At 69.8% G+C, this 19876-nt stretch carries 17 protein-coding genes and 1 tRNA gene; 5 read left to right on the top strand and 13 right to left on the bottom strand.

Features of this window, described 5'->3' with window-relative positions:
* Positions 1-7: 7 nt before the first annotated feature.
* Both ACZ7L1_RS09510 and ACZ7L1_RS09505 read right to left on the bottom strand, forming a co-directional pair.
* Positions 8-1018 (bottom strand): carbohydrate ABC transporter permease, encoded by a 1011-nt coding sequence (locus ACZ7L1_RS09510; protein ID WP_471435642.1) that lies wholly within the window; start codon positions 1016-1018, stop codon positions 8-10.
* A 5-nt stretch (positions 1019-1023) separates the two neighbouring features.
* Positions 1024-2349 carry an ABC transporter substrate-binding protein gene (locus ACZ7L1_RS09505; protein ID WP_471435640.1) on the bottom strand — a complete coding sequence of 442 codons (1326 nt, stop codon included), beginning with the start codon at positions 2347-2349 and terminating at the stop codon, positions 1024-1026.
* A 352-nt stretch (positions 2350-2701) separates the two neighbouring features.
* Between ACZ7L1_RS09505 and ACZ7L1_RS09500 the strand changes: the two genes are divergently transcribed.
* Both ACZ7L1_RS09500 and ACZ7L1_RS09495 read left to right on the top strand, forming a co-directional pair.
* Positions 2702-3757: a LacI family DNA-binding transcriptional regulator gene (locus ACZ7L1_RS09500; RefSeq protein WP_471435638.1), complete on the top strand. Its 1056-nt coding sequence runs from the start codon at positions 2702-2704 to the stop codon at positions 3755-3757.
* A 204-nt stretch (positions 3758-3961) separates the two neighbouring features.
* Entirely contained in the window at positions 3962-5077 is a 1116-nt protein-coding gene (locus tag ACZ7L1_RS09495) for a DUF4037 domain-containing protein (protein ID WP_471435636.1), read from the top strand.
* A gap of 84 nt (positions 5078-5161) precedes the next feature.
* On the opposite strand, the gene ACZ7L1_RS09490 is transcribed toward ACZ7L1_RS09495, so the two are convergent.
* The 4 genes from ACZ7L1_RS09490 to ACZ7L1_RS09475 all read right to left on the bottom strand — a co-directional run bounded on the left by ACZ7L1_RS09490 (position 5162) and on the right by ACZ7L1_RS09475 (position 8057).
* Positions 5162-5234 (bottom strand) — tRNA-His (locus tag ACZ7L1_RS09490).
* A gap of 126 nt (positions 5235-5360) precedes the next feature.
* The gene (gene orn, locus ACZ7L1_RS09485; RefSeq protein WP_103838668.1) at positions 5361-5963 is read right to left on the bottom strand and encodes an oligoribonuclease; all 603 of its coding nucleotides are present in this window, start codon (positions 5961-5963) and stop codon (positions 5361-5363) included.
* Between the two features lie 160 nt (positions 5964-6123).
* Positions 6124-7359 carry a helix-turn-helix domain-containing protein gene (locus tag ACZ7L1_RS09480; RefSeq protein ID WP_471435633.1) on the bottom strand — a complete coding sequence of 412 codons (1236 nt, stop codon included), beginning with the start codon at positions 7357-7359 and terminating at the stop codon, positions 6124-6126.
* 377 nt (positions 7360-7736) lie between these two features.
* Positions 7737-8057 (bottom strand): hypothetical protein, encoded by a 321-nt coding sequence (locus tag ACZ7L1_RS09475; protein WP_471435631.1) that lies wholly within the window; start codon positions 8055-8057, stop codon positions 7737-7739.
* Between the two features lie 324 nt (positions 8058-8381).
* Here ACZ7L1_RS09475 and ACZ7L1_RS09470 point away from each other — a divergent pair, with 324 nt between their 5' ends.
* Positions 8382-8909 carry a universal stress protein gene (locus ACZ7L1_RS09470; protein ID WP_103838671.1) on the top strand — a complete coding sequence of 176 codons (528 nt, stop codon included), beginning with the start codon at positions 8382-8384 and terminating at the stop codon, positions 8907-8909.
* Positions 8910-9236: 327 nt separating this feature from the next.
* A complete protein-coding gene (locus tag ACZ7L1_RS09465; RefSeq protein ID WP_471435629.1) occupies positions 9237-9806 on the top strand; it encodes a GPR1/FUN34/YaaH family transporter in 570 nt (189 codons plus the stop codon).
* A 127-nt stretch (positions 9807-9933) separates the two neighbouring features.
* Here the strand turns inward: ACZ7L1_RS09465 and glmS are convergent, their stop codons facing one another.
* Together glmS and ACZ7L1_RS09455 are read right to left on the bottom strand one after the other, a co-directional pair.
* Complete coding sequence (glmS, locus tag ACZ7L1_RS09460; RefSeq protein WP_471435627.1) at positions 9934-11751, bottom strand: glutamine--fructose-6-phosphate transaminase (isomerizing); 1818 nt, start codon at positions 11749-11751, stop codon at positions 9934-9936.
* Between the two features lie 77 nt (positions 11752-11828).
* Entirely contained in the window at positions 11829-12086 is a 258-nt protein-coding gene (locus tag ACZ7L1_RS09455) for a hypothetical protein (protein ID WP_471435625.1), read from the bottom strand.
* Positions 12087-12251: 165 nt separating this feature from the next.
* On the opposite strand from ACZ7L1_RS09455, the gene ACZ7L1_RS09450 reads away from it, so the two are divergent.
* Positions 12252-13817: a purple acid phosphatase family protein gene (locus tag ACZ7L1_RS09450; RefSeq protein WP_471435908.1), complete on the top strand. Its 1566-nt coding sequence runs from the start codon at positions 12252-12254 to the stop codon at positions 13815-13817.
* 25 nt (positions 13818-13842) lie between these two features.
* On the opposite strand, the gene ACZ7L1_RS09445 is transcribed toward ACZ7L1_RS09450, so the two are convergent.
* From ACZ7L1_RS09445 to desA, 5 genes are all read right to left on the bottom strand, one after another.
* Entirely contained in the window at positions 13843-14721 is an 879-nt protein-coding gene (locus tag ACZ7L1_RS09445; RefSeq protein ID WP_471435624.1) for a DUF4429 domain-containing protein, read from the bottom strand.
* A 109-nt stretch (positions 14722-14830) separates the two neighbouring features.
* Positions 14831-16603, bottom strand: a complete 1773-nt coding sequence (locus tag ACZ7L1_RS09440) for an IucA/IucC family protein (protein ID WP_471435622.1) — start codon at positions 16601-16603, stop codon at positions 14831-14833.
* On the bottom strand, positions 16600-17142 hold the full coding sequence (locus ACZ7L1_RS09435) for a GNAT family N-acetyltransferase (RefSeq protein WP_471435620.1): 543 nt from the start codon (positions 17140-17142) through the stop codon (positions 16600-16602). The genes ACZ7L1_RS09440 and ACZ7L1_RS09435 overlap by 4 nt, the downstream gene beginning before the upstream one ends.
* A complete protein-coding gene (locus ACZ7L1_RS09430; RefSeq protein ID WP_471435618.1) occupies positions 17139-18422 on the bottom strand; it encodes a lysine N(6)-hydroxylase/L-ornithine N(5)-oxygenase family protein in 1284 nt (427 codons plus the stop codon). Before ACZ7L1_RS09430 ends, ACZ7L1_RS09435 begins: the two co-directional genes overlap by 4 nt.
* Positions 18406-19872: a lysine decarboxylase DesA gene (desA, locus tag ACZ7L1_RS09425; protein ID WP_471435616.1), complete on the bottom strand. Its 1467-nt coding sequence runs from the start codon at positions 19870-19872 to the stop codon at positions 18406-18408. Before desA ends, ACZ7L1_RS09430 begins: the two co-directional genes overlap by 17 nt.
* Positions 19873-19876: the final 4 nt, after the last annotated feature.

Genomic DNA, 19876 nt, shown 5'->3' with positions numbered 1-19876 from the left:
GGGTCTCCTAACTACTGGCGCGCAGCCGGCGCGAGATGACGTAGTTGACGACGCCGATCACGATCAGGATCAGGAACATCGTCCAGGCGATCGCGGAGGCGCGGCCCAGGTGCTGGTTCACCCAGCCCTGCTCGTACAGGTACAGGCCGAGCGTCTGGAACTGGTGCTCCGCACCGCCCGACGCGCCCTTGTTGGCGTCGAAGATCAGCGGCTCGCCGAACACCTGGCTCGCACCGATCGTCGACACGACGCAGGTGAACAGGATCGTCGGGCGCAGCTGCGGCAGCGTCACATGGAAGAACTGCTGCCAGCGCGAGGCGCCGTCGAGCGCGGCCGACTCGTACAGGTCCTGCGGGATCGCCTGCATGGCCGCGAGGTAGATCAGCGCGTTGTAGCCGGTCCAGCGCCAGATGACGATCGACGACACGGCGATCTGGGACGGCCACTTGTCGTTCTGCCAGTCGACCTTGTCGATGCCGAAGAAGTGCAGCGCCCAGTTGATCATGCCGTAGTCGCGGCCGAACAGCAGGACGAAGACGAGGGAGGCCGCGGCGATCGAGGTCGCGTACGGCGCGAGCATCACGACCCGGTAGAAGGTCGAGGCGCGCAGTTTGTAGTTGAGGATGTGCGCGAGGCCCATGGCCATCAGCAGCTGCGGGACCGTGGAGATGATGCCGATGGTCAGAGTGTTCTTCGCCGCGTTCCAGAAGAAGTCGTCGTCGAAGATCCGCGTGTAGTTGTGCAGGCCCACCCACTGCATGTCGGTGGGCGCGGTCAGCTCAACCGTGTGCAGCGAGGCCCAGCCCGTGTAGATCAGCGGGAAGAGCCCGAAGGCCACGAAGAGGAGGAAGAAGGGGGAGACGAAGGCGTACGGGCTCCACTTGATGTCCCGCTGCCAGCGCCGGGACAGGCGGGCGCGGCGCCGCCGCTCCGCCTCCGTGGGGGCGGCGGGTGGGCGGGCCGGGGCCGCGCCCCCCTCCTTCGCGGGGGGCGCGGCGATGTCGTGCCGGGTGGCCATGCCGGTCACTTCTCCAGGTTGTTGTCGATGGTCTTGGTGGCCGTCGCCCAGGCCTCCGCGGGCGTCTTGCCCTTGGTGACGAGGATGACGCCGTTGTCCGTCAGGCCCTGCTGGATGATCTGGTCCTTCGGGCCGATGACCTGGACGGGGATGTTCTTGGCGGCCTCCGCGAAGACCGTGCCGATCGGGGCGTCACCGGTCATGTCGTTCTTGGCGCCGGTCACCGCGGGCATCGTGTACGCGCCGGGTGCGCTCGGGAAGGAGCCCTGGGTGGCGAACAGCTTGGCCTGCTGCTCGGGCGCGGTCAGCCAGGCGACCAGCTTCTCGGCCTCGGTGACGTTCTTGCCGCTCTTCGGCACCGTCAGGAACGAGCCGCCCCAGTTGCCGGCCTTCGGCGCCTGGGCCACGTCCCACTTGCCCTTCGTGTCCGGCTTCGACTGGCCCTTGATGTAGCCGAGCATCCAGGGCGGGCAGGACATGGCGGCGAACTTGCTGTTGGCGATCGTCGTGTTCCACGCGGGCTGGAACTGGGTCTGCGCTCCGACCAGACCCTCCTGCGCGGCCTTCGCGGTGGTGTCGAAGGCGGTCTTCACGGCCGGGTTCGACTTGTAGATGACCTTGCCGGAGGAGTCGTAGAAGCGGGTGCTCTCGCCGGCGAGGATCGCCTGGAGCAGACCGCCGGGGGAGTCCATGAAGGTCGTGCCGCTCGGCGCCTTCTTCTTGTACTGCTCGCCGGCCTTGACGAACTTGTCCCAGCTGCCCGCCCACAGCTTGCCCACGGCGTCCCGGTCGGTGGGCAGGCCGGCCGCCTGGAACAGGTCCTTGCGGTAGCAGATCGCCAGCGGGCCGATGTCGGTGCCGAGGCCGATGGTCTGGCCGTCCTTGGCGGTGGCCTGCTGCCACTTCCAGTCCAGCCAGTTGCTCTTCTGCACGCCGGAGACCTTGGACAGGTCCGCCAGCTTGCTCGCGAAGGTGCTGGTGACCTCGGCGATGTTGCCGACCTCGACGGCCTGGACGTCCATCAGACCGCTGTTGGTGGTCAGGTGGTTCACGAGAGCGGGGTAGTAGTTCTCGTTCCGCTCGATCGCGTTCTCCTGGATCTTGATGTTCGGGTGGAGCTTCTCGTACTCGGCGTAGAGACCGGCCTCCTTGAAGCCCATCGTGCCGAACAGACCCAGCGTGATCGTGGTCTTGCCCTTGCTGTCGCCACCGGAACCGCTGTCGCTGCTCCCGCCGCTGTCGTTGGCACAGCCGGCCAGCAGCCCGGCGCCCAGCACGGCGACGGCCGTGAGGGCTATCGCCTTGTGGCTGGATCGGGTACGTGCTCGCATGTCGTCCTCCAGTTGCCCTGACGTGCCGACCCCCCGGCCAACTTCTGTGCTGGGCCCGTGTCTTGTCGCTGCGGCTCGGGCGGGGAACGTGCGGGATGTGTATGGGGCAGGTACTGTGGGAGCGCTCCCACAAGTGATGTGTTGAAGAGTCGTGGGTCGGCGCGGGGGTGTCAAGGGAGCGGACGGTGTCAGACGCGTTCAGTTATCGGGACGTTAACTGGCCGCCGTGCGGAGCCCCCCCCCCGGGGGGCGCGGGGGCGCGGGCGGTCGGCCCCAACGGCGGTCGCGGAGCCGCACGGGACTGTTACATTCCAGGCCAGGCGCGCGACGCGCGGTGCGACGGGAGGCGACCATGACAGGCCACGGAACGCGGGGCCGGAGTGGCCGGCGGCCGACTCTTGAGGAGGTCGCCGCACGGGCCGGCGTGGGCCGCGGCACGGTCTCCCGGGTGATCAACGGATCACCCCGGGTGAGCGACGCGACGCGCGCGGCCGTCGAGGCGGCGGTCGCGGAGCTGGGGTACGTGCCGAACACCGCGGCCCGGGCGCTGGCCGCGAACCGTACGGACGCGATCGCGCTCGTCGTCCCCGAGCCGGAGACGCGGTTCTTCGCGGAGCCGTACTTCTCGGACATGGTGACGGGTGTCGGGTCCGCGCTGTCGGACACCGAGATGCAGTTGCTGCTGATCTTCGCGGGCAGCGACCGGGAGCGGCGCAGGCTGGCGCAGTACCTGGCGGCGCACCGGGTGGACGGCGTCCTGCTGGTCTCCGTCCACGCGGACGACCCGCTGCCCGACCTGCTCGCCCAGTTGGAGATCCCGGCGGTGATCAGCGGCCCCCGCTCGGCCTCGGAGACCCTGCCGTCGGTGGACTCGGACAACTACGGCGGCGGCCGCTCGGCGGTCGAGCACCTGATCGCCCGTGGCCGCGCCCACATCGCCACGATCACCGGCCGCCTCGACGTGTACGGCGCGCAGCGGCGCATCGACGGCTACCGGGACGCGCTGCGGGACGCCGGCCGTGCGGTGGACGAGGCCCTGATCCTGCCCGGCGACTTCACCGAGGAGGGCGGCCGGCGCGCCATGACGGAACTGCTGGCGCGCCACCCGGGCCTGGACGCGGTGTTCGCGGAGTCGGACGTGATGGCGGCGGGCGCGCGCCAGGTGCTGCGGGAGGCGGGGCGCCGTATCCCGGACGACGTGGCGCTCGTGGGGTACGACGACTCGGCGATCGCCCGCCACATGGACCCGCCGCTGACGAGCGTGCGCCAGCCGATCGAGGAGATGGGCCGGGCGATGATCGACCTGCTCCTGGACGAGATAGCGGACCACCGCCCGGTGGCCTCCCGGGCGCTGGACCGGCGCCAGGTGGTGCTGCCGACGGAGCTGGTGGCGCGGGACTCGTCCTGACGCACCCGAAGTCGGCGCCCCTGCCCGCGTGCAGGGGCGGTGCGCAAGGGCCGCGCACAGCCGTGCGGAGCTGACTACGAGCAGGGGACGTATACGAAAGGGCGGTGCGATACGGGCTCGTGGCGGCGGCGTGCGTGAGCCTGCCGGAGTTCCGGCGCCGATAACCGGTGGCCCGGCGGGAAACAGGCCCGGCACAGTGAGGTCATGGCGACTTCCGAAGCCCGTTTCATGCCCGGCCTGAGGCTGTCCGCGATCCTGTACGAGGAGGCCGTGGCGCCGGTCCTCCGCGAGGCCTTCCCGGGACTGCGGTACGCGGCGGCGCGGATCGGCAGCGGGTCCGAGGTACTGGGCTTCGACACGCCCCGCTCGGCGGATCACGAGTGGGGACCCCGGCTGGAGCTCTTCCTCACGGCCGAGGACCGCGCCCGGCACGGCGACGACATCCGCCGCCTGCTGGCCGAACGGCTGCCGAAGCAGCTGCGTGGCTGGCCCACCCACTTCCAGGAGAGCGACGACCCGCTGGACCCGGTCGGACGCATGCGGCTGACCGACGGGCCGGTCAACCACCGTGTCGACGTGCACGACGTCGAGGGGTGGCTGGCAGAGCGGCTCGGGCTGCGCTCGGGCGACGCGGAACCGAGCGTGCGCGCATGGCTGGCGATGCCCCAGCAACGGCTCGCCGAGACCACAGGCGGCGCGGTGTTCCACGACGGGCCCGGCACCCTCACCGCCGCGCGGCGCCGGCTGGCCTGGTACCCGGAGCAGGTGTGGCGGTACCTGCTGGCATGCCAGTGGCAGCGCATCTCGCAGGAAGAGGCGTTCGTGGGACGCTGCGCGGAGGTCGGCGACGACCTGGGCTCCGCCGTCGTGGCCGCCCGCCTCGTACGGGACCTGATGCGGCTGTGCCTGCTGCTGGAGCGCCGGTACGCCCCCTACGGCAAATGGCTCGGCAGCGCGTTCGGCCGGCTGCCGGTGGCGGCGTCGCTCACTCCGTCACTGCGCGGTGCGCTCGCGGCGACGGACCACCCGGCCCGGGAAGGGCACCTGTGCGACGCGTACGAAGCGGTCGCTTCCCTGCAGAACGCCTCCGGACTGACCACTTGGGTGGACCCGAGGCCCCGCCCCTACCACGCACGCCCGTTCCTCGTCCTGCACGCCGAGCGCTTCGCCCAGGCCCTGGCCCGCACGGTCACGGACCCCGGTCTTCGCGGCCTGCCGCTGGTCGGAGGCGTGGACCAGTGGTCGGACAGCACCGACCTGCTCGGCCGGCACCGTGCCCTTCGGGCGGTGACGGACGCCCTCGAAGAAGGGCCGCATTGAACGGGATCTCGGGGACTCCCGCGTGGCCCCAAAAAGCAGTACAGCCGGTGACCTGCTCCCACAGGTCACCGGCTGACTACCGAGGGTGAGTGACGGGACTCGAACCCGCGACATCCTGGACCACAACCAGGTGCTCTACCAGCTGAGCTACACCCACCATGACCGGTGTTTTCGCAGTGGTTTCCCCTACCGGCCGAGAAAAAGTGTACAGGGTCCGAAGGGGTGCTCGCGCCAGCGTTTCCCCGGGCGTCCGGCGTGGCGCCCCGTCGGCCCCGTCGGGACGCTACCGCGCGGGCAGCACGTGCTTGGCCGCGATCGCGCGCGCCGTGTCGGAGTCGGGACCCGGCTGCGGCACGAAGATCGCCTCCCGGTAGTAGCGCAGCTCGGCGATCGATTCGCGGATGTCGGCCAGCGCCCGGTGGTTGCCGTTCTTCTCCGGACTGTTGAAGTACGCCCGCGGGTACCAGCGCCGGGCCAGCTCCTTGATCGAGCTGACGTCCACGATCCGGTAGTGCAGGTAGTCCTCCAGCGTCGGCATGTCGCGGGACAGGAAGCCGCGGTCCGTGCCGACGGAGTTGCCGCACAGGGGCGCCTTGCCCGGTTCCTTGACCCACTCCCGTACGTAGGTCAGGACCTGCTCCTCGGCGTCGGCGAGCGTCGTGCCGGCGGCCAGCTCGTCGAGCAGTCCCGAGGCGGTGTGCATCTGACGCACCACCTCCGGCATCGTCTCCAGTGCCGCGTCCGGCGGCCGGATCACGATGTCCACCCCCTCGCCGAGTACGTTCAGCTCGGAGTCGGTGACCAGCGCGGCCACCTCGATGAGCGCGTCGTCGGACAGCGAGAGGCCGGTCATCTCGCAGTCGATCCACACCATGCGATCGTTCATGTGTCCCACCTTATGGCCCGGGCGTGGCGTGCGGACCGCCCGTGCATGTGACCTGTGCACGGACGGATACGGCGACGGGCGGGACGGGGGCGTTACGCCCCCGTCCCGCCCGTCCTCGCCGGTGGCCCGGAGCTCCCGGTGCGCCGGCACGGCGGTGGCGCTACGGCGCGCTGCGCTGCCCGGGCACGCTCGGGCGGCCCGCCGCGTACAGCTCGGGAACCTGCTTGCCCGGGTGGTCCGTGGACAGGGGCGCCGAGGGACCGATCCCGTTCGTGGCAGCGGTCCGGCGGGTCTGCATCGGGACCTGGGCGGACTCCTGCGCGGCCTGCGGCGCCGGCGGGCCGCCGGCACTCTCGGCGTCCGCCTGCCGTTCGCTCTGCGGGCGCCGTGCCCGGTACGCGGCCCGGTAAGCCGCGGGTGACGAGCCGAGCTGGCGCCGGAAGTGGCCGCGCAGCGCGACCGGCGAGCGGAAGCCGCAGCGCCCGGCGACCTCGTCGACCGAGTAGTCGGAGGTCTCCAGCAGTCGCTGCGCCTGCAGCACCCGCTGGGTGATCAGCCACTGCAGCGGCGCGCTGCCGGTCAGCGAGCGGAAGCGCCGGTCGAACGTCCGCCGGCTCATGTACGCGCGCGCCGCCAGCGTCTCCACGTCGAACTGTTCGTGGAGGTGCTCCAGCGCCCACGCGACGACCTCCGCGAGGGGGTCGGCGCCGATCTCCTCGGGTAAAGACCGGTCGAGATAGCGCTCCTGGCCTCCGCTGCGGCGCGGCGGGACCACCAGACGCCGGGCGAGCGCGCCCGCCGCCTCGTTGCCGTGGTCCGTGCGCACGATGTGGAGGCACAGGTCGATGCCGGCCGCCGTACCGGCCGACGTCAGGACGTCCCCGTCGTCCACGAACAGCTCGCGCGGGTCGACGTGCACCGACGGATAGCGCTTGGCCAGCGTCGGTGCGTACATCCAGTGCGTGGTGGCCGGCCGCCCGTCCAGCAGCCCGGCGGCGGCCAGCACGAAGGCGCCGGTGCACAGCCCCACGATGCGGGCGCCCTCCTCGTGCGCCCGGCGCAGCGCGTCGAGCGCCTCCTCCGGAGGCGGAGAGGTGATCGACCGCCAGGCCGGCACCACGACGGTGCCCGCCCGCGAGATCGCCTCCAGCCCGTACGGCGCGGTCAGTTCCAGGCCCCCTGTGGTCCGCAGTGGGCCTTCCTCACCGGCCGCCACCAGCAGGCGGTAGCGCGGCACTCCGGCGTCCTGGCGGTCAATCCCGAACACCGAAAGTGGAATGGAACTCTCGAAGATGGGGCCGCCGCTGAACAGCAGCACCGCGACGATCTCCTTGCGGCGTCGCCCGGACAGCTTCCGGGCCGCGGCGTCCGGCGCGGCAGTTGAGTCATGGCTCATCCTGCTAAGCCCCCCTCGGTGGTCGCGGCTCCTCGGTTGTGTCGCTCCTGCACGTTTCCCCTCGGTCCTGCACGAGTCCCCCGCCGTAGACAGTCATGATCGAATCTACTGTGTCGCGCGGTGCCGGCGTGACCAGTTCACCATCCGGCACATTGTCGACATGGCAACTTGGCGTGAAGCATTCGATCACGAAGGGTTGCACTCGTGGAGCGTGCAGGGAAGTGCGCCTCGTCCCGGTGGCCAATCCCCGTAGGGTGCGTGCGCCGTCCGGGACCCTTTCAGCGCAGGTCGAACGGGGGGTGGGGGGCCATTCGACGGTGTGATGCACGAGATTGAGAAGTTGGCTGAAAAGATACGGGCGCGTGCGCGGAAACCGGTCAGTCGACCGGAGTGTCCCCATCACTGTGACGTCTGCCTCTGTGCGCCCCCGTTCCCCTCCGGCTGTGGCGTCCGCGGTGCGGGGCGATCTCCTCGGCCCGCAGGCGCGCGGCGCCGCGCTCCGACTGCCGCAGGAGGGTGCGGCAGGCCGCGGTGACGGCGGCGAGGCCGAGAGCCGTGCTGATGGCGGCGGCGAGGGAGATGCCGTAGCAGACGAGGACGGTGGGGACGAGCACGCAGCAGAAGGCGGCCCAGCGGATCACGTCGCTCGCGGTGTCCGGCGCGGGGCGGTTCTGGGGGGCGGTGCGGGGTGCGGGCACGGGGCGCTCCCTGGGGCGGGGGTTCGCCCGGTTCAACGCGGGTCCGTCCCGTCGGTCACTGCGGCGCCCCGGCGGCAGCGGCCACGTGCGCACGTACCGCCCCTGAGGAAACGCCGTGCAAAGCGCCTGTACGGGGCAGCAACCATTGCGTTACGGGCGTTCCCTCGTGCATGCTCCCTGGAACCCCGTGCAGCCTGTGCGGGATCTGGGCTAAGGAGGCGTGCCGCCGTACCCTTGGGGGTATGGGGACGGGAAGACGATTCCCGGACACAGCTCCGCCGCACACCGTCGTCCCCGACAAAGGATCACATCGCCGAGACAGCCATGGCCGGTCACGAATTCTCCGAACCCGCGGACCGCAAGCGACCGGTCGCCGACCCGACGGCGACCGATCCCCTGGCGGCGGAAGAGCCACGCCCTTCGTGCGATCCCGCGTTCAAGCACGGCGTTGTCGTCGGCTTCGACGGCTCCACCTCCAGTGAGCGCGCCCTCGCGTACGCGATCGGCATGGCGTACCGCTCGGGGTCGGGCCTGATCATCGTCCATGTCGCCAACCGGCTGCCCACCACGGTGTGGGCGGGCTGCGAGCCGCCGGTCTTCGTCGACGTGCCGGACCACCGTACGGAGGTCCTGGGTCTGGAGCTGGCCTGCGCGGATCATCTCGCCGACGTGCCCTGGATCCTGGTCGAGCGCGGCGGCGACATCTGCCACGAACTCGAAGAGGTGGGCCGGGAGTACGAGGCGGACGCGATCGTCGTCGGCTCCACGCACGGCATCGTCGGCCGTATCTTCGGCTCGGTCGCCGGCCGCCTCGCCAAGCGCGCGCAGCGCCCGGTGATCGTCATTCCCTGAGTTGTCGCTCCGCGTGTGCTCACTGGTCCCGCTACCGGCGAGCCCCGGCGGGTTGTGCACCGCCCGCGGGGTGTTGCGTGGTTGCTCACGCCGTTCCGTGCGCCCCTTGCGGGGCGCGATGTACAGCCACCGCCCGCCCCAAGGCTCGCACCTCCGCCGTTGTCATTCCGCAACTTCCCTTTGGCCCAGGTGAGATGCGCCGTGGGTACCGCCGACTCCTTTTCCGCGCCTGCTGAATTCCTTTGCGTCCGGAGGTGTTTGTGCCCTTGTGAAGGGCATATATCGGTCACCGCGCACCGTACACGCAGGACAAGAAGGGAGCCCGCCGTGGACAACGACGTCTCTGCGGGAGGCACCACCACCACCATCGTCGGCCGGCTGGCGCTCGGCGTCACGCTGCTGGCCTTCGGGCTCGGATCCACCAAGGTCATCGACGGCGTGACGACGGCCGACGCCGTGTCACTGGCCCACTATGTCGGCGGCGTGGCCCTGTTCCTCGCCGGGCTGCTCGCCCTCCGCGACCGTGACACCGCCACGGGCACCGCCTTCTCGGCGCTCGGCGCCCTGTGGTTCACCTGGGCCGTCACGGCCGGCAACCAGATGTCCGACCACGCCGCCGGACTCTTCCTCCTGCTGTTCGCCCTGGTCACCCTGAGCCTGGCGCTCGGAGCGTCGGGCGGCCTGCTCGACCAGGGCACCTACGGGCTGTTCTTCGTCTCGCTGCTGCTGCTCGCCATCGGCCGCCTCGCCGGCAACGACGCGCTCGGCAAGGCCGGCGGCTGGTTCGCCGTGGCGGCGGGAGCGGTGGCCTGGTACGCGGCGACCGCGGCCCTCGCCCACTGGCCCACCACCCTTCCGCGACGCGCTGCCGGCCGGGGGGTGACGGCCGCCGGCTGAGGCAGCGACCGGGCCGGGGTTTGGGCGGCCCCGGCCCCTCCGAAAGAGCAACCCCCTGTGGTGGTGGCACACAGGGGGTTGCTGATGTTCGAACCAGCGAGATCGCGGCGCAGTCGGTCGGCGCGGACTACTCCACCGTCACGGACTTCGCCAGGTTCCGCGGCTTGTCGATGTCCCGACCCAGCGCCAACGCCGTGTGATAGGCGAGGAGTTGCAGCGGAATGCCCATCAGGATCGGGTCCAGCTCGTCCTCGTTCTTCGGCACCACGATCGTGTGGTCGGCCTTCTCCTGCTCCTGGTGCGCCACCGCGAGGATCTTGCCGCTGCGGGCCTTGATCTCCTCCATGGCCGCGCGGTTCTTCTCCAGCAGGTCGTCGTCCGGCACGATCGCGACCGTCGGCAGGGCCGGCTCGATCAGTGCCAGCGGACCGTGCTTGAGCTCGGAGGCCGGGTAGGCCTCGGCGTGGATGTAGGAGACCTCCTTCAGCTTCAGCGAGGCCTCACGGGCCACCGGGTAGCCGCGCACACGACCGATGAACAGCATCGAGCGGGCGTCCGCGAACTGCTCCGCCAGCTTCTTGATCTCCTCCTCCTGCTTCAGGATCTCGGAGATCTGCTCCGGCAGCTTCCGCAGGCCCTCGATGATCCGCTTCCCGTCACGGACGGACAGGTCGCGGGTGCGGCCCAGGTGCAGTGCCAGGAGCGCGAACGCCACCGTCGTGTTCGTGAAGCACTTGGTGGACACCACGCACACCTCGGGCCCCGCGTGGACGTACATGCCGCCGTCCGCCTCACGCGCGATCGCCGAGCCGACCACGTTGACGATGCCCAGCACCCGTGCGCCCTTGCGCTTGAGCTCCTGCACGGCCGCCAGCACGTCGTAGGTCTCACCGGACTGCGACACCGCCACGTACAGCGTGTCGGGGTCCACGACGGCGTTGCGGTAGCGGAACTCCGACGCCGGCTCGGCGTCGGCCGGGATACGGGCCAGCTCCTCGATCATCTGGGCGCCGATCATGCCCGCGTGGTACGAGGTGCCGCAGCCGAGGATCTTCACGCGGCGGATCTGCCGCGCCTCGCGGGCGTCCAGGTTCAGGCCGCCCAGGTGCACGGTGGAGAACCGGTCGTCGATGCGGCCGCGCAGCACCCGGTCCACGGCGTCGGCCTGCTCGTGGATCTCCTTGTGCATGTAGGTGTCGTGGCCGCCCATGTCGTACGACTCGGCCTCCCACTCCACGGTGGTCGGCTCGGCCGTCGTACGGGTGCCCTCAGTGGTGTACGTGCGGAAGTCGTCGGCCTTCAGCGTCGCCATCTCGCCGTCGTCCAGCGTCACTATCTGGCGGGTGTGGGCGACGAGGGCGGCGACGTCGGAGGCGACGAACATCTCCTTCTCGCCGATGCCGAGCACGACGGGGGAGCCGTTGCGCGCCACCACGATCCGGTCCGGGAAGTCGGCGTGCATCACGGCGATGCCGTACGTGCCCTCCACCAGCCGCAGTGCCTGGCGGACCTTCTCCTCCAGCTTCTCGGCCTGGGAGCGGGCGATGAGGTGGGTGAGGACCTCGGTGTCGGTCTCGGAGAGGAACTCGACGCCGTCCGCCTCCAGCTTCTTCCTCAGCTCGGCGGCGTTGTCGATGATGCCGTTGTGGACGACGGCGACCTTGTTGTCGGCCGACATGTGCGGGTGCGCGTTGACGTCGGAGGGGGCGCCGTGGGTGGCCCAGCGGGTGTGGGCGATGCCCGTGGTGCCCTTGAAGCGCGCGGGGACCTTGGCCTCCAGGTCGCGGACCCGGCCCTTGGCCTTGACCATCCTCAAGCCCGCCGTCTTCGGCGAGGTGATGACGATGCCCGCCGAGTCGTAGCCGCGGTACTCCAGCCGCTGCAGACCCTCCAGCAGGAGCGGGGCCACATCGCGCTTACCGATGTATCCGACGATTCCGCACATATGTTTCCTTAAGTCCCTTTTTGCCCCGTCTGGATGGGGCGGTCGTCCGGTGGCTCGGTCGTCGACTCGGCCGTAACTCAGCCGTAGACGATGCGCCGCAGTTGCCGGAGCGTGAGCTCGGGCGGTGCCACCGCGCGATACTTCAGGTCCGCCTCGATCCGTTCGAAGATCGACGCGTTCACCAGTCCGTGGGCCTGCAGTTCGCGGTGGCGGCGACGGACGAACTCCTCGGTCGTCTCGTCGAAGTAGGCGAGCACGTCCTGGACCACGCGCAGCGCCTCGCCCCGGTTCAAGGGCGTGGTCCGCGTCAGATGATCGACAAGTTCGTCGTGCACCCGGTAGATCCTGAGGTAAGAGCGCCGGAATCGCAAGAATCGTGCCCGATTTCGGGCAGATGCCTGTTGAAGTTCTTATGGGATCCCGTTCGACGGCTGTCCATCCTGTGTCCTGCGCCACGTTGATTATGTGGAGGAAGTTCTGGCCACATGGACATACCTCGTATGGGAGTACCGGAGAAGCTCGCGGCCCGCATGAGCATGGCGGAGCAGCACGAGTACCTGCGCGAGAGATTCTCCCGGCGCACGATGATCAGAGGCGGAGCCGTCACCCTGGGCGCCGTCGCGGGTGGCGCATTCGTGCCGGGTGCGACCGCCCAGGCCGCCGTCCCGACCCAGAGCACCGCCCCGGCCGTCGAGAGCGTCGACGGCGCCCTGGTCGCCCCCTTCGGCCGCCACCTCGCCTTCGGCAACGACCCGCGCACCGAGATCACCGTCTCCTGGCAGGTCCCGGTGGCCGTGAAGAACCCGTTCATCCGGATCGGCGCCCACCCCTGGGACCTCTCCCGCAAGATCCCCGCCGAGGTCCGCACCCTCTACACCCCGGCTGGCGTCGGCGCGAGCGGCAACCACACCCAGTACTACCTGCACGCCAAGCTCACCCACCTGCGCCCCGGCAGGACGTACTACTACGGGGTCGGCCACGAGGGCTTCGACCCGGCCGAGCGCCACCTGCTGGGCACCCTCGGCACCTTCACCACCGCCCCGGCGCACAAGGTGCCGTTCACCTTCACGGCCTTCGGCGACCAGGGCGTCAGCTACCACGCGCTGGCCAACGACAGCCTGATCCTCGGCCAGGACCCGGTCTTCCACCTGCACGCGGGCGACATCGCCTACGGCGACCCCGCCGGACAGGGCAAGACCTCCGACACCGGTTTCGACTCGCGCACGTGGGACCAGTTCCTCGCCCAGACCGAGTCGGTCGCCAAGTCCGTGCCGTGGATGGTCTCCTACGGCAACCACGACATGGAGGCCTGGTACTCGCCCAACGGCTACGGCGGCGAGGAGGCCCGCTTCACGCTCCCCGACAACGGGCCGGACGAGAAGAACCTGCCGGGCGTCTACTCCTTCGTCTACGGCAACACGGCGATCATCTCGCTGGACCCGAACGACGTCTCCTTCGAGATCCCGGCCAACCTCGGCATCTCCGGCGGCACCCAGACCACATGGTTCGAGGCGCAGCTGAAGAAGTACCGCGCTTCGAAGGACGTCGACTTCATCATCGTGTTCTTCCACCACTGCGCGTACTGCACCTCCACGGCGCACGCCTCGGAGGGGGGCGTGCGCCAGGAGTGGGTGCCGCTGTTCGAGAAGTACACGGTGGACCTGGTCATCAACGGCCACAACCACCAGTACGAGCGCACCGACGTCATCAAGGGCGACAAGGTCGCCAAGAAGCTGCCGATCGGCGAGACGGCCTACCCCGAGACCGAGGGCGTCGTCTACGTGACGGCGGGCGCGGCCGGCCGCAGCCTGTACGCGTTCAGCGCGCCGGACTCCTACGAGGGGCACCTGAACGAGGTCGACTCCGTCGCCTCCTTCATCAACACCAAGGACGGCAAGGTCAACGAGACCGTCGCCTGGTCCCGGGTGCGCTACCTCAACTACTCGTTCCTGCGCGTGGACGTCGAGCCGGCGCCGAGCGGCCACTACGCCAAGCTGAAGGTCTCGGGCATCGCCGAGACCGGTGACCGCATCGACCACTTCACGGTGGCGCGCCGGGCCAAGTAGCGAAACCTCGACGAGCAGGCGGGCCTCACATCCTCCTGAGGACCGCCTGTTTGGCCATCGCGAACTCCTCGTCGGTGAGCACCCCTCCGCGGTGCAGCTCGCCCAGCTCCCGCAGCCGCCGCAGCAGGGCGTCGTGCTCGTTCTCCACGGCGTCCCGCGCGGGCGCGGACAGCTCCTTCAGCAGTGGTACGGAGTCCACGGGCGCCGCCGGGTGCGGCAGCCGGGCCTGGACGGCCGCCGCGACGAGCGCCATCAGCGCGTCCTTCTTGAAGCCCCACAGCTCCACCGAGTTGGGGTCGTACTTCGGCGGAGCCTTGGTCTCGGCCCCGCGCACGGTGAAGCGGAGGCAGCCGTTCTCCAGACCGACCGCCGGCTGCCACTCCACGCCGGTGATGTCGGCGACCGGCAGTGTGCGCATGCCCGAGGCCTGCTTCGCGTCCTCCGTCTTCCAGTTCCACTCCAGGCGTACCTGCTCGCCGTCGAAGCTCGCCGTGCCGTCCCCGGCCGACACGGACAGCGGGACGGAGGGGCCGGGCAGCAGATAGCGGTCGACCGGCTCGGTGGGCACCTGTGCCGGCATGAGCGCGTCCCGCACCTCGTCCGCCACATACTCGGCGACGCCGTAGCGGTCGGACTCGACGGTCAGCCGGTACGGGTCGTCGGACTCCTTCAGTCTGCCGCCGGTCGCCTGCAGCAGGGGGCAGGCGCCGTCGCGCAGCCGCAGCCTGAGCCGTCCGGCCTTCTTCCCCTGCTCGAACGAGATGCCCGCCATCGCCTCGAGTGGAACGGTCAGTTCACCCAACGTCCGACGGAACAGCCCGGCGTTCTTGTCACGACCCGGGGTCAGCCGTAAGGCGTCACCGTCGAAACTCCACGTACCGTCCTTCTGGATGATTTCCGCCATGCCGGGGATTGTTCCACTCCGTTCGCGAGGGAGTGGTCCACGCCCATCGGGGCCGGTGACGGGCACCCCGGAGGGCCTGCACCGGGGTGCCCGCCCGTCCGCGAAGGGCCTACAGGCCTGCGATCGGGTTCTTCAGGGTCCCGGCCAGCTGTAGCGCCCCCGACGGGTCGGCCAGGTCCACCATCTGCCTGTTGTTCCGCAGCTGCAGCCGGTTGAGGCAGGACAGGGCGAACTCCGGGGCGAACAGGTCGTACCGGCGGAACCTGTGGGCGAGCTGCGGGTTCGCGTCCCGGTACTCGTGGACGACCTCCGCGACCGTCCGCCAGAAGTCCTCCTCCTCCAGGATCCCCTCGGTGGCGAGGTGCGCCGCGACGAAGCGGAAGAAGCAGTCGAAGACGTCCGTGAAGAGCGACAGCAGCTTCTTGTCCTCCGGGACCTCCACGCGGATGCGCGCCACCTCCGGCGGCAGCACCGCCTCGGGGTCCATGACGGCGATCTCCTCCGCTATGTCCTTGAAGATCGCGCGCTGTACGACGCCGTCCTTCAGGACGAGGATGACGTTCTCGCCGTGCGGCATGAACACCAGGTCGTATGCGTAGAAACTGTGCAGCAGCGGAACGAGGTACGCCCGCAGGTACCCTCGCAGCCACTCCGTCGGTGGGAGTCCCGAGCGTTCGATCAGCGCCCCCGCGAAGGACGCGCCCGCGTGGTCGACATGGGCGAGGGACGCCATGGTCGCCAGGGTCTCGCCGTCCTGGAGCGAGGGCACCGGGCTCTCCCGCCACAGGGCCGCGAGCATCTTCCGGTAGGGGGAGTGGCGGTCGGTGGCTGCCTCGTACTCCAGGTGCCGGTAGCCGACGGCCGCGCGCTCCCGGATGATCGTCAGGCCCGTCGACTTGAGCACCGGGTCGTTCTCGACCAGCCGGGCCAGCCAGTCGTTGATCGCCGGAGTGGCCTCCATGTAGGCGGCGGACAGGCCCCGCATGAAGCCCATGTTGAGCACGGACAGGGCCGTCTTGACGTAGTGCTTCTCGGGGTGCGAGGTGTTGAAGAACGTGCGTATGGACTGCTGCGCCAGGTACTCGTCGTCGCCCTCGCCGAGGCACACCAGGTTGCGGTGGGCGACCTCGGCGGCGAAGGTGACGGTGAGCTTGTTCCACCACTGCCAGGGGTGGACGGGGATGAGCAGGTAGTCGGCCGGGTCCAGGCCCTGGTCCGAGAGTGCGTCGCGGAAACGCTTCAGCGTTGCGCTTCCCAGCTCCTCCCGCAGGAACGACTCGTACTCGATCCCCACGCCCGCCGTGAACGCCGCCCGCGAGCGGTGCGCCGCGACCCACACCAGCCGGACCGGGCTCGCGGTCTCGGGTGCGTACGACAGGTACTCGTGGATGCCGAAGCCGAGCCGCCCGTTGTTGGCGACGAAGCAGGGATGGCCCTCCGTCATCCCGGTCTCGATCGCCTGGAAACCGGATTGGGCCAGCTCCGCCGACGTGACCTGCGGCTTGGCGAGCTTGTAGCAGATGCCCGAGACGGTGGAGGAGATCTCCTCCAGGTAGACGGGCAGGACGTCGTCGCTCAGGCCGAGCGACCGCTTCAGTTCGATGAAGAAGTCCAGGGCGGCGAGCGGCAGTTCGGTGCCGTCACGGTGACGGGTGATCGAGTCCGCGTCGACCTGCCAGTGGTCGAGGGCGCGCAGGGTGGCCGTGAAGCGGTAGCGGGTGAGCCCGTCGTCGCTGCGGACGGCGTACCGGCCGTCCTCCTCCCGCTCGGGGGTGATCAGCCGCTCATGGGCGAACTCGGCCAGGGCCTTGCGTACGAGGAGGCGGTTGGCCTTCTCCCAGCGTTCGGGGGACAGATGGGCCACGGCGTCGGCGAGGGTCATGCCGCCACCGCCTTCTCGAACCGCTCACGGGTGCAGAAACTCAACAGGGCCTTCTTCTCCGGCTTCTCGATCTCACGTTCGGGCACGAATCCGACCGCCGCGTTCAGGGCGTGCACGGCCGTGTTGCGCACATCGGGCTCGACGACGACCCGCCGTGTGGCGGGGTCCTCGAACAGGTGTCGCATCACGGCGGTGATGACGGCCCGGGTGAACCCGTGCACGGGCGTGCCGGTCGGCGCCACCAGGAAGTGCATGCCCACGTCGCCCGGCTCCGGCTCGTACAGCCCGGCCAGCTCCCGGTGGGCCGGGTCGTACTTCTCCATCAGGAAGGCGGGTTCGCCGTCGTGCAGTCCGAGGAGCGCGTGGTGGTGCTCGTCGGCGTCGATCTCCGTGTAGGCGTGCTCGACGTCCGCGACCGTGGCGTCCTGCATCATCCAGAAGACCGCCTTGGGGTGCGTGACCCAGGCGTGCAGCAGTTCGGCGTCCCCGGTGGGGTCGAGGGGGCGAAAGGTGAAGGTGCCGGTGTCGACGGTCGTCATGCGGCGAACTCCTGGAAGGCGATCGTCTTCTCGACGGGGTAGTACTCGGTGCCGAGCAGTTCCCGGATGATGTACGCGTTCCGGTAGGCGCCCATGCCCAGGTCGGGTGAGGTGATCGAGTGGGTGTGGACGCCGGCGTTCTGCAGGAACACGCCCCGGCCGGTGACGTCGATCGCGTAGTTGCGGGCCACGTCGAGGTTGCCGTGCTGGTCGTAGCGCAGACGGTCGCGGACGGGCCTGAGGAACTCGGGTTCGAGGTACTTGTATCCGGTGGCGAGGATCAGGGCCTGGGAGCGCAGCTCGAAGTCCTTCTCCTGTTCCTCCTGGCGGAAGGTGAGGGTGTAGGTGCCGTCCTCGTACGTGGCCCTCGTCAGGGCGGAGTTGGTGAGCAGGCGGGTCGGGACCGGGCCGTCGAGGTTCTTCTGGTACAGCAGGTCGAAGATCTCGTTGATCAGATCGCTGTCGATGCCCTTGAACAGGCCCTTCTGCTGTTCCGTGAGGCGGTAGCGGGTCCGCTCGGGCAGCGCGTGGAAGTAGTCGATGTACTCCGGGGAGGTCATCTCCAGCGTGAGCTTGGTGTACTCGAGGGGGAAGAAGCGCGGGGAGCGGGTCACCCAGTTCAGCCGGTAGCCGTGGACGTCGATCTCCCCGAGCAGGTCGCGGTAGATCTCGGCGGCGGACTGGCCGCTGCCGACCAGGGTGATCGACTCCTTGGCCTGGAACCGGTGCTTGTGGTCCAGGTAGCGGGAGTTGTGGATGACGTCACCGCCGAGACCGCGGCAGGGCTCCGGGATGTGGGGCGGGGTGCCGGTGCCGAGGACCAGACGGCTTGCGCGGTAGGTGCCGCCGTCCTGCGTCCGTACGACATACACCTCGTCCTGGTCCGCGTACGTCACCTCGGTGACCGTCGTGCCGAAGCGGACGCCGGCGAGCTTCTCGGCGGCCCAGCGGCAGTAGTCGTCGTACTCGACGCGCAGGGGGTAGAAGTTCTCGCGGATGTAGAACGAGTACAGCCTGCCCCGCTCCTTCAGGTAGTTGAGGAAGGAGTACGGGGAGGTGGGGTCGGCCAGGGTGACCAGGTCCGACAGGAACGGGGTCTGGAGGTGGGCGCCCTCCAGGAACATCCCCGAGTGCCACTCGAAGGTGGGCTTCGACTCCAGGAAGACGCCGTCGAGGCCTTCGATCGGCTCGGTGAGGCAGGCGAGGCCGAGGTTGAAGGGGCCGAGCCCGATCCCGACGAAGTCGTACGTCTTCCCGGTGGCTTCAGGACGCGCGGTCAAGGGACTCTCCCAGGTACTGCTCGGCGTGGCCGGCGATCAGGTCGAGGACGGTGGCGATGTCGTCCACCGTGGTCTCGGGGTTGAGCAGGGTGAACTTCAGGTAGTGGCGGCCGGCGACCCTGGTGCCCGCGACGACCGCGTCGCCGGAGGCGAACAGGGCCTTGCGGGCGTGCAGGTTGGCGCCGTCGACGGCGGTCGGGTCGGTGACGGCGGAGGGGATGTAGCGGAAGACGAGCGTGGACAGCTGTGGCTCGACGACGACGTCGTAGCGCGGGTCGGCGGCGAGCAGCTTCCAGCCCTCGGCCGCCAGGTCGCAGACCTCGTCGAAGAGCTGTCCGATGCCGTCGGCGCCCATCACGCGCAGCGTCATCCACAGCTTGAGGGCGTCGAAGCGGCGGGTGGTCTGCAGCGACTTGTCGACCTGGTTGGGGATGCGCTCCCGCACCGCGCGGAGCGGGTTGAGGTACTCCGCGTGGTAGGTGGCGTGCCGCAGCGTGGTGGCGTCGCGGACCAGGACGGCCGACGAACTCACCGGCTGGAAGAAGGACTTGTGGTAGTCGACGGTGACCGAGTCGGCGCGGTCGATGCCGTCGAGGAGGCCACGGCGGCGGGGCGAGACCAGCAGTCCGCAGCCGTATGCCGCGTCCACGTGCATCCAGGTGCCGTACTGGGCGCACAGCTCGGCGATCTCGGGCAGTGGGTCGATGGAGCCGAAGTCGGTGGTGCCGGCGGTGGCGACGACGGCCATCGGGATCAGGCCGTCCCGGGTGCAGCGCTCCAGCTCGTGAGCGAGGGCGACGGTCTGCATGCGCTTGTCGTGGCCGACGGGGACGGCGACGACGGACTCGGGGCCCAGGCCGAGGAGCTTCGCGGACTTCCTGACGCTGAAGTGGCTGACCTCGGAGGTGAGGACGCGCAGCCTGGCGAGCGTGTCCGGTACTTCCCACCCTGCCCGCCCCGGCTTGGCCTCCTCGCGTGCCAGCAGCAGGGCCTGGAGGTTGGACTGGGTGCCGCCGGAGGTGAAGACGCCGTCGGCGGCCGGGCCGAGGCCGATCCGCTCGGCGGTCCAGTCGATGAGCCTGCGCTCGATCAGGGTGCCGCCCGCCGACTGGTCCCAGGTGTCGAGGGAGGAGTTGACGGCGGACAGGACGGCCTCGCCGAGCACGGCCGGGATGACGACCGGGCAGTTGAGGTGGGCGAGGTAGCGGGGGTGGTGGAAGTAGACCGCGTCGCGGAGGTAGAGCTCCTCCAGCTCGTCCAGGGCCGCGGTGGTGTCGTGCAGCGGGCGGTCCAGGTCGATCCCGTCGATGCGGGGGGCGAGGGCGTCGACCGTGACGCCGGTGAACGGACGGTCGGTGGTGGCGAGTCGGTCGGCCACCCGCTCCACTCCTTCGGTCACGGAGCGGCGGTAGTGCTCCGCGGTGAGGTCATTGAGCAGGTGCGAGCGCATGTGG

The sequence above is a fragment of the Streptomyces sp. NPDC107546 genome (genome assembly GCF_055639175.1).
This window is presented reverse-complemented; position numbering and strand designations above follow the sequence as displayed.